We start from the raw sequence: 15,132 nt of genomic DNA on the forward strand, positions 1-15,132 counted from the left end.
TAAAAGGTTTTATTTATTTCAAGCTGTTTTTATGTACTTTTTTTGTATTTCAAGTACTTTATTAGATACAATCTACAGAATAAAAAATTCACTTTTCAATTTAATGTATATTTATTGATCAGCTTTTGTATTAACTGATTGTTATCCTACTCTCCGGCAAATTCAGTATCTATATTTACATGTATTTTGTACTCCGGAAATTCCTCTTTCAAAATTCTGTTTACGTTTTCTATAACGGTTTCAGATTTGATATCAAAGTCTCTTGTTATATCACAATAAATAGTACTGTCTTTTTCATCTATAACTATTCCATGATAGTTAATGATATGTCTTTCATTTTCTTTATAGTTTTTGAGTATTGATTTTATCTTTTTATATTTTTCATCATTTACGTCTACAGAGTAAAATCCGAATACAAGAAATACATTATATTTCTCATAAATCTTTGTCTGGGCCTCATGCAAAATAGGATATATCTCTCCGATACTTCTGCTATCCTCTATTTCCACATTTATAGATCCTGTATAAAAATCGGGGCCATAGTCGTTTAGTATAAGGTCAAAGCAATTTATAACACCTTCGGTATTTCTTGCAATCTCCTTTATACCCCTTACCATATCACCGTCCACTCTTTCACCGAGTATTTTCTTTACGGTATCTGACAGTACTTCATATGCAGTCTTTAATATAAATGCCGAAATAATAACACCGGCAATACCGTCCACAGAAATTTTTGTAAACATATATATTAATGTAGATATCAGAGTTACCAAAGACACTATAGCATCATTTTTTGCATCAGCACCTGAGGCAATCAATGCACCGGAATTGTATTTTTTACCGCTGTTTTCAGTAAAAGTACCAAGAACAATTTTAGCAACAATTGTGGCAATAATTATTATTGCAGTAACAATACTCGTATTCATCTCTTCTCTATTGAAAATAGCCTTTAGCGAACCGATAAGAGATTGAAAACCTGTAATAAATACGATACCTCCAATCAGAAGACTTGTAAGATACTCCGTTCTTCCATGTCCGAAAGGGTGCTGCTTATCAGGTGCCTTACCTGCAAGCTTTGTACCTATTATAGTAATAAGTGATGATGAGGAGTCCGTGATATTATTTAAAGCATCACTTACAAGAGCAATTGAGCCTGAAAGTATTCCAAGTACCGCCTTTAACGCTCCCAACAACAGATTTGTTACTATACCTATTATGGATACACCTATAATTCTTTTTCTTCTTTCATTTGCATCCATTCTGAAATTGGATGAATTTATATCTTTGCTCATTTTTCTTAGATGTTTACACATCTTCTCCTTTCTTTATATGGATGTAGATTATACATTAAAAAAAGATTGTACGCAATTGTAAGTTGCATACAATCTCTTTTTATATTGAATTTGGAACATTCTGTTATTATAACAGAATGGGGTTTGCATTAATTTTTACCTAAACATAGTCTACAACATCAATGTATTGCATCAAGAGTTCCTTCTCCGCCTCTATATGCTTTGATAATCTCTGCGCAGCCACTATTGAAAGCCATCTTTGTACATACTGTTTTGCCGTATCCGACTTTTCACAGTATATATCCATGTACATATCTGCAAGTTCCTTATCTGTAAGAGCAAATAAGAGATAGGTATTTGCCGCATCTCCGGCAGCATTACCCTGAGTGGCATGAGACCAGTCAATTATTGAAACTTCACCGTTTTCTCCAACAAGCACATTACTTGGGTTGAAATCGCCATGGCATATTTTTGTATGCTTTTTCATGCCGTCAAGTCTTGTTAAAAGCTCATATCTGATGGTTGCATTAAGATCCTTTAACTCATTTATCTGTCTGCTGAACTTAAGATTCATTCTGTTAAGCAGCGGTGATGATTTTGAATGAATATCAAGCTGTATATCCACAAACATCTCCATATACTTTCTTGTATTTTCCTTGTCGGACTCCATAATCTCTTTTAATGTCTTACCGTTTTTCTTAAGCATTACTATTGCCCATCCGCCGTCCATTTCCTCTACGGCGAGCACCTTCGGAACATTAAGCCCTGTTTCTTCTATTCTTGCCTGATTCAGCGCCTCATTAAATACATCAGATTTCAGATGTTCACCACTGAATGCTTTAATAATGCAATCATCGGTTTCATATACTTTCTTATGCGGTCTCTCTAAAATAAGCTTTTTATTTGTCAAATCCATACTTTCTACAGATGTGTAATACATCCGTCTCCTTTCTAAAATTAAGTCTAATACAATACGCTCAAATTTATATTATCTACCGTAATAAGCGTCCATATACAGCTCTTTGATCTCACTTATAAGCGGATATCTCGGATTTGCCGGAGTACATTGATCATTAAATGCCTGCTCGCTCATCTCATCCAATGTGTCTAAGAAGTATTTTTCCTCTACACCATAAAGTGCTATAGTCTCTTTTACTCCGATGAACTTCTTTAATTCCTCTATTTTCTTTATGAAATTTTCAAATATCTCATCATCATTTTTTCCTGTTACACCACAGTATTTAGCAGCCTCTACATATCTGGCTTTTGCCTTAGGATACTCATACTGTGGGAATGTTCCCATCTTTGTAGGTACATCTACAGCATTATATCTCATTACTCTTGTAAGTATAATCGCATTTGCAAGACCATGTGCTATATGATGGAATGCACCAAGCTTATGTGCCATTGAGTGATTTACGCCAAGGAAGGCATTTGCAAAAGCCATACCTGCAAGGCATGAAGCATCCGCCATCTTCTCTCTTGCAATAGGATCCGCACTTCCGTTCTCATATGCTGAAGGAAGGTAATCAAACACAAGTTTCATTGCTCTTAGCGCAAGTCCGTCCGTATAATCTGTAGCCATTATGGATACATATGCTTCAAGAGCATGTGTAAGTACGTCAATTCCTGATGCGGCTGTAAGCCCCTTAGGCTGATCCATCATATTGTCGACATCCACTATTGCCATATTCGGAAGAATCTCATAGTCTGCTATAGGCCACTTTATTCCTGTATCCTTATCTGTAATGATAGCAAAAGGAGTAACCTCACTACCTGTACCTGATGATGTAGGTACCGCAACAAAGTATGCCTTCTCACCCATCTTAGGGAATTTATATACTCTCTTTCTGATATCCATAAAGTCCATTGCCATATCTTCAAAGTTAACTTCAGGATGCTCATACATAACCCACATTATCTTTGCGGCATCCATAGCCGAACCGCCGCCGAGTGCTATAATTACATCAGGCTCAAATGAAGCCATTGCCTTTACACCCTCTCTTGCACACTGAAGTGTAGGATCCGGTGTTACATCATAAAAGCAAGTATGTCTTATACCCATCTCATCAAGCTTCTTTGTAATAACATCTGTATATCCGTTCTTATAAAGGAATGTATCTGTTACTATAAACGCTCTCTTCTTATGCATTACATTTCCAAGCTCATCAAGCGCTACAGGCAGACAACCTCTCTTGAAGTATACCTTTTCAGGAGTTCTTAGCCACAACATGTTTTCTCTCCTTTGTGCTACAGTTTTTATATTAATAAGATGCTTCACGCCTACATTCTCTGAAACAGAGTTTCCGCCCCATGAACCGCAACCTAAAGTAAGTGAAGGTGCAAGCTTGAAGTTGTACAAATCACCTATACCGCCATGAGCAGCCGGAGTATTTACAAGTATTCTGCAAGTTTTCATTGCACTTTCATGTATAGTAAGTTTTTCCTTTTCATTTACATCTATATAAATAGCTGATGTATGTCCATAGCCACCGTCTGCAACAAGTCTTTCAGCCTTTGCTATAGCCTCATCAAATGTCTTTGCCTTGTACATTGCAAGTACAGGTGAAAGTTTTTCATGAGCAAATTCTTCGCTTATGTCAACAGACTCTACTTCACCGATAAGTATCTTTGTACTTTCCGGTACGCTTACACCTGCCATCTCCGCAATCTTAAATGCAGACTGTCCAACGATTTTTGCATTTAAAGAACCGCCTACAATAATTGTTTTTCTTACCTTATTAAGCTCGTCCTTCTTCAGAAAATAACATCCTCTGAATGCAAACTCTTTTTTTACTTCATTATATATACTCTCCATTACAGTTACAGACTGCTCTGAAGCACAAATCATTCCGTTATCAAAAGTCTTTGAGTGGATTATTGAGTTTACCGCCATCTTGATATCGGCTGTTTCATCAATAATTACCGGTGTATTTCCGGCACCTACACCTATTGCAGGCTTTCCCGATGAATACGCCGATTTAACCATTCCCGGACCACCTGTTGCAAGTATTATATCAGCCTCATGCATTACCTCATTGGTAAGTTCAAGTGAAGGTACATCTATCCAGCCTATTATTCCCTTTGGTGCACCTGCTTCCACCGCCTTTTCCAAAAGCATTTTTGCAGTATAGTTTGTACAATCCTTTGCTCTTGGGTGTGGGCTTATTATAATGGCATTTCTGGTTTTAAGTGCCAGAAGTATTTTAAATATAGCTGTAGATGTCGGATTGGTTGTTGGGATAACCGCAGCTATAACACCTATAGGCTCTGCAATTTTCTTTATTCCGAATATCTTATCCTCTTCAATCACTCCGCAAGTCTTAGTATCCTTATAAGCATTATAAATATACTCAGCCGCATAATGGTTCTTTATTACCTTATCCTCTAAAACTCCCATTCCGGTCTCTTCCACCGCCATCTTTGCAAGTGAGAATCTTGCTTTATTGGCTGCCATAGATACCTCATAGAATATTTTGTCTACCTGTTCCTGAGAGTAAGTTGCAAACTCTCTTTGAGCATCTCTCAGTTCTTTCATTCTGATGCTTAAGTTATCGATATTATCTACAATAAAATTCTTATCTGCCATATTTCCTCCGACATAATAAAATAAATATTTCGTTATTTTTTTAACATACTCGTATAATACAACATTGTTATTTTTTTGTCAATACTTTATTGTAAATTATTATTTTTTATTTATTGAGTTTCTAAAGAAATAATATTATGATTTCTTTAGAAAGGAGGTTTTATGCCGATAATTAAATCAAGCACAGACTTACGTAACAACTACAATGATATATCCACATTTTGTCATAACACAAATGAGCCTATATTTATTACCAAAAACGGTCGAGGTGACTTAGCCGTTATGAGCATTGACTTATATAATAAATTAACAAGTAAATATGAACTATACAAGCTTTTGGAACAAAGCGAAGATGACTTTTCAAAAGACTATACATTAAGTTTTGAGGAGTCCATGAAACGTCTTCGAGAGGGATTAAATAATGGAACAGTATAGACTTATTGTTTCAGAAAATTATCAACGTGATATAAAAAATATATTAGAAATAAAATGGTTGAAATACAATATGATGATTATTGAAAACCGTTAATGTCTTCTCATACTAAACTCAGTACACAATATATTCTTTTTATATCTACTCTTGCTAAAAAGAGCACTACACATTTGATATACAATCTTTATCTAACTTTATGCACAAAATATTATGTACCACAAATAAAAGTGGGCTAAAACAGCCCACAACAAAATCTAAAAACCTATAGCTTTTATTTATTTACAACAAGACTAAAGCACCTATTTATTAATTTCCCCCATGGTTCTTTTTTAAAATCCACCCCGTCCTCTTCTCTGTTTCCTAAATATACAACTACCCATTTTTCAGGTAATCTATAAGCATTAACACATCTATCTGAACGTGTGAAATCAAAAACTGTATGCCAAACCTCATCTGTACATGATGTAATATTATTTAACAATAGTATTCCCGACTCTCCATCTCTATCAATTTGTGGCAACAAATCACTATGTGAATATTTCAACTTTCTTTCGCCATCATCAAGCTTCTCTATTTTTAGTAGCATATTCATATCTGAATTATCAATTTGGTCAAGCTTTATCTCTTTAAATCCAATTCCCATATCTGTCGCCAAATCTTTTATTGCTTCTGCTTTTCCAATTCCAGGCTCTCCTAAAAACAATAAAGCAGAACCTTCATGACCTTCTTCAACGGACTCCTTTATTAAGGATATCATTCCTTCAATATTCACTGTACCCCAATTTTCCATATAATAGTTCTCCTTATAATATATTTATATTAAATACGCACAATATATATTAAATATTATGTATAAAATATTATAGTAATCATCATATATTACTACTATAGAATTCATACAATGCCAATATAACAAAAGTCTATAACCATAGAATACTATTTTTAAATCTTCAACCTTAATTATAAAATATATGTAACATTATTTTACTATATCAATAAAAATAGCATAGTCTGATTGTACTATGCTATTCATAATTTGTAAACACAAATCTTTATATAGGAAAATACATATTTTGTTTTTATCTCTGCACTCTACCCGGGTCTTTGACAGTTTGTTTACCTAAATAGGCATAAAAAAAGTCCTGTAACCCGCATATAGCCTACACTTCTCGCTTGAAATTTTTGTCAAAATGTTCGTTTTAATATATAGTATTTTCTAGTATTTTATGCTATAATAAGGTGTGGAGGTTATCTATGAAAGTTACTACATCAAAATCAAAAAATGCAGAGTCCTTCTATATTTCCAAAAGCTTTATAAATGACAAAGGGGTTAGCACCTCTGTAAATGTACGCAAACTTGGTACTCTCGCTGATTTATTAAAAGAGCATGGACCCACTAGAGATGACGTCATGAAATGGGCTCGTGCCGAGGCAAAACTTGAAACACAGAAGTACAAAGAAGATAAAATAGTAAATTTTTCTTTTAACTCAAGCAAACGACTACAGCCACAGCAACAAGTCTTCTATCGTGGAGGTTACCTGTTTTTGCAGTACTTTTATTATAAACTTGGCTTACATAAAGTTTGTAGAAAGATAAGGGATAAGTATAACTTCAAGTTTGATATCAACTCGATATTATCCGATTTGATTTACTCCAGAATACTCGAACCTTCCAGTAAACGCTCAAGTTACTCTTGTTCTATGGATTTTTTAGAGCCACCATCTTACCAATTACATGATGTATATCGCTCTTTAAATGTACTCGGTAAAGAATGTGACCTTATACAATCTGAAACTTATAGAAATAGTCATTTAGTCGGAAAACGCAATGATAAGCTTCTTTTTTATGATTGTACTAACTATTATTTTGAGATTGAGGATGAAGATGGCATTAAGAGATATGGCAAAAGCAAGGAACACAGACCAAACCCTATAATACAAATGGGTATGTTTATGGATGGTGACGGCATTCCACTTGCTTTTTCTCTATTTCCGGGAAATGCAAATGAACAAACCTCTATTAAACCACTTGAAGAAAAAATTTTAAAAGAGTTTGATTGTCAAAAGTTTATTTACTGTAGTGATGCCGGACTTGGTTCGGAAAAAATAAGAAAGTACAATCATATGGGTGAAAGAGCTTTTGTAGTTACTCAATCAATAAAAAAGCTTAATGCACAGGATAGGGAATGGGCTTTAGATACTAAAGGATTTAAACGTTTATCTGATGATAAAGTGGTAGATCTGGCTGAAATCTCAAAGGATGATGAGACTATATATTACAAAGATGCTCCCTATACACCGAAAGATTTATCTCAAAGACTTATAATCACATACTCACCAAAATATGCCAAATACCAAAAAGCTATTAGAGAGAAACAAGTTGAAAGAGCTAAGTTAATGCTTGAAAAAGGCAGTATCAAAAAAGAAAGAAGAAATCCTAATGATCCAGCCAGATTTCTTGGTAGTATTTCGGTAACTGATGATGGTGAAAAAGCAAATGTACATAACTTTCTTAATACAGAAAAAATAGATGAGGAGGCAAAGTATGATGGTATGTATGCCATCTCAACAGACCTACTTGACGATAATGTAAGTGAAATACTAAGTATAAGTGAAAAGCGTTGGCAAATAGAAGAATGCTTTAGAATTATGAAAACTGAGTTTGAAGCACGGCCGATATTTTTACAAAGAACTGATAGAATTACTTCTCACTTCTTAACCTGCTTTTTAGCCTTGATTATTTACAGATATCTTGAAAAATTTTTAGAACACAAGTATACATGCGAAGAGATTCTAAAGACCTTAAAAGATTTTAATTTTGCATATATAAAAGAGCAAGGTTTCATACCTCTATATAAACGAACAGAGCTCACAGATAAACTACATGAGATTTGTCATTTTAATACAGATTTTGAATTTATAACAAAAAGTCAAATGAGGACAATACAAAAACAAAGTAAAGGAAAATAAAATACTATTTTTTCAGTTTCAAAACGAAATAAAAATACCCTGAAAGCCGGTAAAACACTGGGTTTCAAGGGCACTTTAACTTTTAAAACTGTCAAAGACAGGATTGTACTATGCTATTCATAATTTGTAAACACAAATCTTTATATAGGAAAATACATATTTTGTTTTTATCTCTGCACTCTACCCGATCCATCTCCACCTGCAAGGCTCTCAACATCTTCTCTTGTTACAAGGTTGAAATCTCCCGGTATTGTGTGCTTAAGTGCTGATGCGGCTACCGCAAACTCAAGTGCGGACTTAAAGTCTTTCTTATCGCAAAGGCCACAGATAACACCTGCTGCAAATGAATCACCACCACCGACTCTGTCTATGATTGGAGTTACATGGTATTTCTTTGAGTGATAGAACTCTCTTGTGCTTCCGTCCATGATGCATGCTGACCAGTCATTGTTTGAAGCTGAGAAGCTCTCACGAAGTGAGCTGATAACATACTTAAACTTAAACTGATCGCACATCTGATTGAATATATCCACATATCCGTTAAGCTCAAGCTCTCCTGCCGTAACATCTGTATTGCCCGGCTTAAATCCGAGAACCTTCTCGGCATCCTCTTCATTACCAATACATACATCTACATACTGCATAAGATTTGTCATTATTTTCTTTGCCTTTTCTGATGACCAAAGTTTTTTTCTGAAGTTAAGGTCTACAGATACTGTTACTCCCGCTTTCTTGGCGGCCTTAAGAGCAGCCTCTGTAAGCTCTGCGGCAGAGTCTGAAACCGCAGGTGTAATACCGGTAAAATGGAACCAATCTGCATCTTTGAAGATCTCATCAAAGTCAAATTCATCAACCTTAGCTGTGGAAATGGAAGAATGAGCTCTGTCATATACTACATTTGAAGCTCTCATAGCTGAACCGGTCTCAAGGAAGTAGATACCTACTCTCTCTCCGCTTCTTGAGATATGTTTTGTTCCTACATTGTACTTGCGAAGAGTTGCAATAGCCGCATCACCTATAGGATTCTTTGGTAATGCACTTACAAAATCCGCTTCATGTCCATAGTTTGCAAGAGAAACGGCAACATTTGCCTCACCGCCGCCATAATTTATATCAAACTCATCAGCCTGTATAAACTTCTCATTGTTTGGAGTTGATAATCTGAGCATTATCTCTCCCATTGTAACTATCTTTGCCATATTTTCTCCATTCAAAATAAAATATTACTTTCTTGCCGCCGCTACCGCCTCAACAAATTCCTTTGCTTTTGCTGTTATAGCTGCGAAATCACCTGTAGCCGCACCCTTTGTAAGAGACGAACCTGTACCTACGGCACATGCTCCGGCCTTTAACCACTTATCTACATTGTCAACGTCCACACCACCGCTCGGCATGAAATCTCCCTGTGGAAGAGGTCCCTTAAATGAGCTGATTGCACCCGGTCCTACTACATTTCCCGGGAATACTTTTATGATATCGCATCCTGATTCAAGCGCTGTGATAGCCTCTGTAGGTGACATAACACCCGGAAGCATAGGAACTCTGTATCTGTTGCAAAGCTTGATTGTATCTACATTGAGTCCCGGACTTACAACATAGTTTGCACCTGCCAAAATTACCGCTCTTGCTGTCTCAGGATCAAGTACTGTACCTGCACCGATAACTACCTTTTCATTATTTCTGTACTTCTCTGACATAAACTGTATAAACTCTACAGGGTTTCCATCATCCATAGTCATAGTGATCTCAATAAAATTGATTCCTCCTGCAACAATAGCATCTATGACCTTCTCGCCCTGCTCTTTGTTCTTTGCACGAACAACGGCAACCAGACAATCTTCTTTCATTCTTGTAAGAACCTGTTCTTTTCTCATTTGAACCTCCATAAACAATATATAAATATTCGTATATACGAATAATAATTCATATTTGCGATATCTTGATTGTAATTAACTTTTTTATCATTGTCAAGGCATAAAACCTAAAGATTTTGATATTTCAAGTCCCCTTTTTTTTAATATCTCTCCAAGCGCAATATAATCCTCATCTTTTCTGTAAAGACTTGAAGCCGAGACAGCTCCTATGCACTCCCTCTTTTCATCAAATATAGGTACTCCGACACATTCCATATGCTCCTCAAGTTCTCTCTCATCCAGTGCAAATCCTCTTTTTTTTGAGAGCTTGATATTTTCTACAAGAGCATCCGCATCTGTAAGTGTAAATCTTGTTACAGGCTTGAAATCTATTTCCCCGGCTATACTTCTTATCTTGTCTTCACTCATAGTACTGAGTATGGCTTTTCCGAGAGAAGTATTGTATACCGGATTCTTAGTACCTATAGTCGCTGTGGTTATTATAGGGTTTTCCGGCTCACATTTTGATATGTATACTATTTTATTACCTTCCAGCACACCGAAAAAGCAGGTCTTTTGCAGTTCCTTTGAAAGCCCCTTCAGTGCAGGCGCTATGATTTCAGAAATATTTCTGTTATTGGTATAGCTCATACCGATTCTGTAAGCATTTATGCCTATCTTATAGCTTCTTTTAATACCGGTGTTTACTTCAAGCATTCCCATATGAACCAATGTAACCAGTATGTCATAACAACTGGTTCTTGGAATGGACAGCTTCTCACAAATCTCATCCATTTCAAGACCTTCTCCGGATTTAGCTATAAGTTGCATTATTTGTATACTTCTTTCAGTGGTTCGATTTATTTTCATAAATAAAATCCTTTCGGTTGTCATAGACGGAAACCCACTACCCTTGGGTGGTGGGAGGAGTCTTGTAATTTTTTAACCATTACCCTTGGCTTTCGATGTACTTTTGAATTGTAGATGACGATACTTCCCCAATACTACAAGCAAAATAACCATCAGACCAAAAGATGTGTTTCTTCAAATACTGTTTGGAAAGAAAACTGTTATATTTAACCCATAAACAATGAGTTGTTTCTTGCTTGATGGTTTTTACGATATCACAGATCTTATCGGTAGTGTCATAACTGACCGGAAAATGTATATGGTCTTTGTCAGTTTCCATAACAATTATTTCCCGATTATGAGATTTACAAATATCGAATATCTTTTGTTTTACATCGTCAGCAATGTTGCTTCCCGGTAGCTGTTTACGATATTTTGTCACTAATAGGATATGGGATTATTCTCTTACGAATCATTGCTTTTCCGTAAATACTTTAGATGGACGTGTAAAACTGCCATATTTTGATAAGGGTATGTCTAAATATTTTTACCATAGTATTTATAGTTTTGGTACAGCCAAACTTGTAAATAAGCACGGCAAGTATTTTTTACACATACCTGCAACTTATGAAGTGGAAGAATGTGAAGATGCTGAAATCTGCAACGTTGTTGGTATTGACAGAGGTATTAACTTTGTCATTGCAACCTACGACAGTAAACATAAATCAGGCTTTTTTAGTGGTAAAACCATTAAACAGAAACGTGCTCATTATTCTAAACTTCGCAAAGAATTACAGATGCGTAGGACTCCATCTGCCAGACGTAGAATAAAAGCGATTGGTTCACGAGAAAACCGTTGGATGCAGGATGTCAATCATCAGGTATCGAAGGCACTCGTGGCGTCTAATCCAAAGTATACTCTCTTCGTCTTAGAAGATTTAAGTGGAGTTCGTCCTGTTACTGAACGTGTACGAACAAAAGACCGTTATGTGTCTGTATCATGGTCGTTCTATGATTTAGAGCAAAAGCTAATTTACAAAACAAAACATAACCGGTCTCTCGTATTAAAAGTAGACCCTCGTTATACGAGTCAATGCTGCCCTGTTTGCGGACATATTGAAAAAGCCAATCGTAACAAGAAAATACATTTGTTTGCTTGTAAAAACTGTGGATATAAATCAAACGATGACCGCATTGGAGCTATGAATCTATACCGTATGGGAATCAACTATCTAACCGATAGCCAAGTACCTAGTATAGTTACAGCAGAGTAAATCTTTGTTGTAAAGGGTGTTGTCAACCACCCTACGATGTAACGCCACTTTAGATAGCAATATCTATTGGGGCCTAAAGGTCGGAGACGTAAGCCGTTACTACGACTGGGCAGTTACAAGCCCATTACCTTTAGGTGATGGGTAGTTGACTAAAGAGTTACTCCCTGTTTAAATATTGCAAAATCATGGAATCCCGCAATTTCAGACTTTACTTTCTTTCCGCTTGCCACATCCAGCACAAGTTTAAAAAGCTCGTTTGCAAGCTCTTCCTTTGTTTTATCCTCAACCATTCTTCCGGCATTAAAATCTATCCAATTCCCCTTGCTTTTTGCAAGTCTTGAGTTGGTAGCTATCTTTAATGTCGGAACCGGCGAGGCAAAAGGTGTTCCCCTTCCTGTGGTAAAGAGCACTATATGAGCTCCGCTCATTGCAAGTGCCGTAGCGGCTACCAGGTCGTTTCCCGGTGATGAAAGCAGATTAAGTCCTTTTGTTTTTACAGTATCTCCATAATCAAGTACATCTACCACTTTAGCACTTCCCGACTTCTGTGTACAGCCCAAAGACTTATCTTCCAGTGTGGATATACCGCCTGCCTTATTTCCCGGTGACGGATTCTCATAAATTGTCTGATTATGATTTTTAAAATACATTTTGAAATCATTGATAAGGGCTACCGTCTTTTCAAAAGTTTCCTTATCCTTACATCTTTCCATCAAAAGAGTTTCCGCTCCAAACATCTCGGGTACTTCAGTAAGTATTGTACTTCCTCCCTTTGAAATAAGGATATCTGAGAACTCTCCAACTATAGGATTTGCCGTTATTCCCGAAAGCCCGTCAGAGCCTCCGCATTTCATCCCGATTACAAGTTCGCTTGCATCTATTTTTTCTCTCTTTTCATCGACTATATTGTTTATAAGTTCTTCTATAAGAGAAAGTCCTGTTTCTATCTCATCCTCAACTTCCTGAGATACCAAAAATTTCACTCTGCTTTCATCTATATCACCAAGGTAGTCTTTAAGTAACGGAATATTTGAATTTTCACAACCAAGCCCCAGTACAAGTACACCTCCCGCATTGGGATGATTTATCATATCCGCAAGTATATTTCTGGTGTTTTCCTGATCATCACCCATCTGTGAGCAGCCATATGGATGTACAAAAGCTATTACATCTTCCACACTTCCCTTTATAAGAGACTTTGCTCTTCTCTCAATTGCCTGTGCCACATTGTTGACACAGCCTACAGTAGGAATAATCCATATTTCATTTCTTACTCCCACCTTTCCGTTTTTTCTCTTAAATCCAAGGAAGGTCTCATGGGCGGTTTCTTCTATTTCTTTAACCTTTGGAATATATTTATATTCAAGCAAATCACCAAGCGCTGTTTTTATATTATGAGTATGTATCCAGTCGCCTTTTCTTATATCCTCTTTTGCAATCCCTATCCTGTTTCCGTACTTTATAACATCCTCACCGGCTTTGATATCCTTAAGTGCCACCTTATGTCCGGCAGGGATTTCACTGTTTGTCTCTATACTGTCGCTTCCGATTGTAATTTTTTCTCCCTTTGGCAATGCATTCAATGCCACACATACATTATCTAAATCATTGATTTTGATATAATCCATTCCCTTTATCTCCTTGCCAAATACTCATATTGAGTTTATAATAAATGTAAGCGTTTACAATCGCATTATACATGGGATTTTTATCCGTTGTCAAGATAGATATGCTTTGTAAACATGAGATTTACATTTAACTTTTATACAGTGTATTTATATGCTGTATAATCCGGATACTAAAATGGTGAATTATGAATATATATGATATTGCAAACAGGGCAAATGTATCCATAGCTACAGTATCAAGAGTTATCAACGACAGCCCGAAGGTAAGCGAAAAGACCAGAAAAAAAGTTCATGATATTATGGAGGAGCTTGGCTATACTCCGAATGTATTTGCCAGAGGACTTGGGCTAAATACTATGAAAACTATAGGTATACTATGTTCGGATCCTTCCGATATCTATGTAGCAAGAGCTCTGTCCTATTTCGAGAAAATGCTCAGAGAAAATGGCTATGACTCGCTTTTATGCTGCAGCGGATATGATACAAAGAATCTCAAAAAATATTTAAATATACTTGTTTCAAAAAGTGTGGATGCCGTTATTATGATCGGTTCAAAATATATATCCGCTAAAGACAATAAAAATCTGATAAAAAATACAGCAAAATCTTTGCCTATATTTTTAATAAACGGATTTTTAGAGGGTGAGAATATATATTGTTCGTATTATGACGATTTTAATGCTACAAAAAAAAGTGTAAATATGCTATATAATACCGGCAACAGAAAGCTGCTCTTTCTTTACAACTCCACGTCACAATCCGCCAAAAGAAAGCTGGACGGGTTTATATCCGGATGTAAAGAGCTGAAAATCAAAAGTGAAAACTATGCGACTCTTTTATGTGAGGAAAATGAAATAGAAAGCATTAATCTCTCGCTTAAAAAGTTTACCAAAGAATTTTTTTTCCCGGACGGCATAATTGCCTCAGATGATTTTCTTGCGATGACAGCATTAAAATTTGCAAAACAAAATAAAATTTCGGTTCCTGATGAGCTTTCAATAATAGGATATGATAATTCGATCTTTTCAAAAATGTCATATCCCGAGCTTACCACTGTTGACTCAAGGCTTTTTGATTTGTGCAGTCGCAGTGTGAAGACTCTTTTGGAGGTATTTGACGGGCATTCTCCTGAAAATATCTACATACTTGAGCCGTCTATTATAGAAAGAGATACTTTTAAATCTAAGAATTGATACTCTCAAACTTAATATGTATATGACTACTGAAAATGTAGTTATTTATAA

Annotated in this window: 12 protein-coding genes and 1 pseudogene; 4 read left to right on the top strand and 9 right to left on the bottom strand. The window is 35.9% G+C overall.

Annotation, left to right across the window (positions count from 1 at the left end):
* Positions 1-146 precede the first annotated feature (146 nt).
* The 3 genes from EHV10_RS02645 to adhE all read right to left on the bottom strand — a co-directional run bounded on the left by EHV10_RS02645 (position 147) and on the right by adhE (position 4,881).
* The gene (locus EHV10_RS02645) at positions 147-1,313 is read right to left on the bottom strand and encodes a cation diffusion facilitator family transporter (RefSeq protein ID WP_128673290.1); all 1,167 of its coding nucleotides are present in this window, start codon (positions 1,311-1,313) and stop codon (positions 147-149) included.
* A 139-nt stretch (positions 1,314-1,452) separates the two neighbouring features.
* A complete protein-coding gene (locus EHV10_RS02650; protein WP_128673584.1) occupies positions 1,453-2,208 on the bottom strand; it encodes an aminoglycoside phosphotransferase family protein in 756 nt (251 codons plus the stop codon).
* 72 nt (positions 2,209-2,280) lie between these two features.
* Positions 2,281-4,881 (bottom strand): bifunctional acetaldehyde-CoA/alcohol dehydrogenase, encoded by a 2,601-nt coding sequence (adhE, locus tag EHV10_RS02655; protein WP_128673291.1) that lies wholly within the window; start codon positions 4,879-4,881, stop codon positions 2,281-2,283.
* A gap of 162 nt (positions 4,882-5,043) precedes the next feature.
* On the opposite strand from adhE, the gene EHV10_RS02660 reads away from it, so the two are divergent.
* Positions 5,044-5,316, top strand: a complete 273-nt coding sequence (locus EHV10_RS02660; RefSeq protein WP_128673292.1) for a type II toxin-antitoxin system Phd/YefM family antitoxin — start codon at positions 5,044-5,046, stop codon at positions 5,314-5,316.
* Positions 5,317-5,585: 269 nt separating this feature from the next.
* Here the strand turns inward: EHV10_RS02660 and EHV10_RS02670 are convergent, their stop codons facing one another.
* Entirely contained in the window at positions 5,586-6,104 is a 519-nt protein-coding gene (locus EHV10_RS02670; protein WP_009663826.1) for a hypothetical protein, read from the bottom strand.
* Positions 6,105-6,568: 464 nt separating this feature from the next.
* Here EHV10_RS02670 and EHV10_RS02675 point away from each other — a divergent pair, with 464 nt between their 5' ends.
* On the top strand, positions 6,569-8,284 hold the full coding sequence (locus EHV10_RS02675; protein ID WP_128673293.1) for an IS1634 family transposase: 1,716 nt from the start codon (positions 6,569-6,571) through the stop codon (positions 8,282-8,284).
* Positions 8,285-8,451: 167 nt separating this feature from the next.
* Here the strand turns inward: EHV10_RS02675 and EHV10_RS02680 are convergent, their stop codons facing one another.
* The 4 genes from EHV10_RS02680 to tnpA form a co-directional block, all read right to left on the bottom strand.
* Positions 8,452-9,483 carry a sugar kinase gene (locus tag EHV10_RS02680; protein ID WP_128673294.1) on the bottom strand — a complete coding sequence of 344 codons (1,032 nt, stop codon included), beginning with the start codon at positions 9,481-9,483 and terminating at the stop codon, positions 8,452-8,454.
* A 24-nt stretch (positions 9,484-9,507) separates the two neighbouring features.
* Complete coding sequence (locus tag EHV10_RS02685) at positions 9,508-10,158, bottom strand: bifunctional 2-keto-4-hydroxyglutarate aldolase/2-keto-3-deoxy-6-phosphogluconate aldolase (protein ID WP_128673295.1); 651 nt, start codon at positions 10,156-10,158, stop codon at positions 9,508-9,510.
* A gap of 93 nt (positions 10,159-10,251) precedes the next feature.
* Entirely contained in the window at positions 10,252-11,007 is a 756-nt protein-coding gene (locus EHV10_RS02690) for an IclR family transcriptional regulator (RefSeq protein WP_128673296.1), read from the bottom strand.
* Between the two features lie 79 nt (positions 11,008-11,086).
* On the bottom strand, positions 11,087-11,437 hold the full coding sequence (gene tnpA / locus EHV10_RS15340) for an IS200/IS605 family transposase (protein WP_128673585.1): 351 nt from the start codon (positions 11,435-11,437) through the stop codon (positions 11,087-11,089).
* On the opposite strand from tnpA, the pseudogene EHV10_RS02700 reads away from it, so the two are divergent.
* Positions 11,436-12,260, top strand: a pseudogene (locus EHV10_RS02700) (RNA-guided endonuclease TnpB family protein); the annotation flags it as partial. The gene tnpA and the pseudogene EHV10_RS02700 overlap by 2 nt on opposite strands.
* 149 nt (positions 12,261-12,409) lie before the next feature.
* On the opposite strand, the gene EHV10_RS02705 reads toward EHV10_RS02700, so the two are convergent.
* A complete protein-coding gene (locus EHV10_RS02705; protein WP_128673297.1) occupies positions 12,410-13,888 on the bottom strand; it encodes a UxaA family hydrolase in 1,479 nt (492 codons plus the stop codon).
* 185 nt (positions 13,889-14,073) lie between these two features.
* Here EHV10_RS02705 and EHV10_RS02710 point away from each other — a divergent pair, with 185 nt between their 5' ends.
* Complete coding sequence (locus EHV10_RS02710; RefSeq protein WP_128673298.1) at positions 14,074-15,081, top strand: LacI family DNA-binding transcriptional regulator; 1,008 nt, start codon at positions 14,074-14,076, stop codon at positions 15,079-15,081.
* Positions 15,082-15,132 lie beyond the last annotated feature (51 nt).

The organism is Lachnoanaerobaculum gingivalis, assembly GCF_003862475.1.
Taxonomy (GTDB): domain Bacteria; phylum Bacillota; class Clostridia; order Lachnospirales; family Lachnospiraceae; genus Lachnoanaerobaculum; species Lachnoanaerobaculum gingivalis.

Bases quoted from the DNA above. Each gene is read 5' to 3' on its own strand.
- EHV10_RS02645 (WP_128673290.1), bottom strand. From the start codon at position 1,313: ATGTGTAAACATCTAAGAAAAATGAGCAAAGATATAAATTCATCCAAT.
- EHV10_RS02650 (WP_128673584.1), bottom strand. From the start codon at position 2,208: ATGGATTTGACAAATAAAAAGCTTATTTTAGAGAGACCGCATAAGAAA.
- adhE (WP_128673291.1), bottom strand. From the start codon at position 4,881: ATGGCAGATAAGAATTTTATTGTAGATAATATCGATAACTTAAGCATC.
- EHV10_RS02660 (WP_128673292.1), top strand. From the start codon at position 5,044: ATGCCGATAATTAAATCAAGCACAGACTTACGTAACAACTACAATGAT.
- EHV10_RS02670 (WP_009663826.1), bottom strand. From the start codon at position 6,104: ATGGAAAATTGGGGTACAGTGAATATTGAAGGAATGATATCCTTAATA.
- EHV10_RS02675 (WP_128673293.1), top strand. From the start codon at position 6,569: ATGAAAGTTACTACATCAAAATCAAAAAATGCAGAGTCCTTCTATATT.
- EHV10_RS02680 (WP_128673294.1), bottom strand. From the start codon at position 9,483: ATGGCAAAGATAGTTACAATGGGAGAGATAATGCTCAGATTATCAACT.
- EHV10_RS02685 (WP_128673295.1), bottom strand. From the start codon at position 10,158: ATGAGAAAAGAACAGGTTCTTACAAGAATGAAAGAAGATTGTCTGGTT.
- EHV10_RS02690 (WP_128673296.1), bottom strand. From the start codon at position 11,007: ATGAAAATAAATCGAACCACTGAAAGAAGTATACAAATAATGCAACTT.
- EHV10_RS02705 (WP_128673297.1), bottom strand. From the start codon at position 13,888: ATGGATTATATCAAAATCAATGATTTAGATAATGTATGTGTGGCATTG.
- EHV10_RS02710 (WP_128673298.1), top strand. From the start codon at position 14,074: ATGAATATATATGATATTGCAAACAGGGCAAATGTATCCATAGCTACA.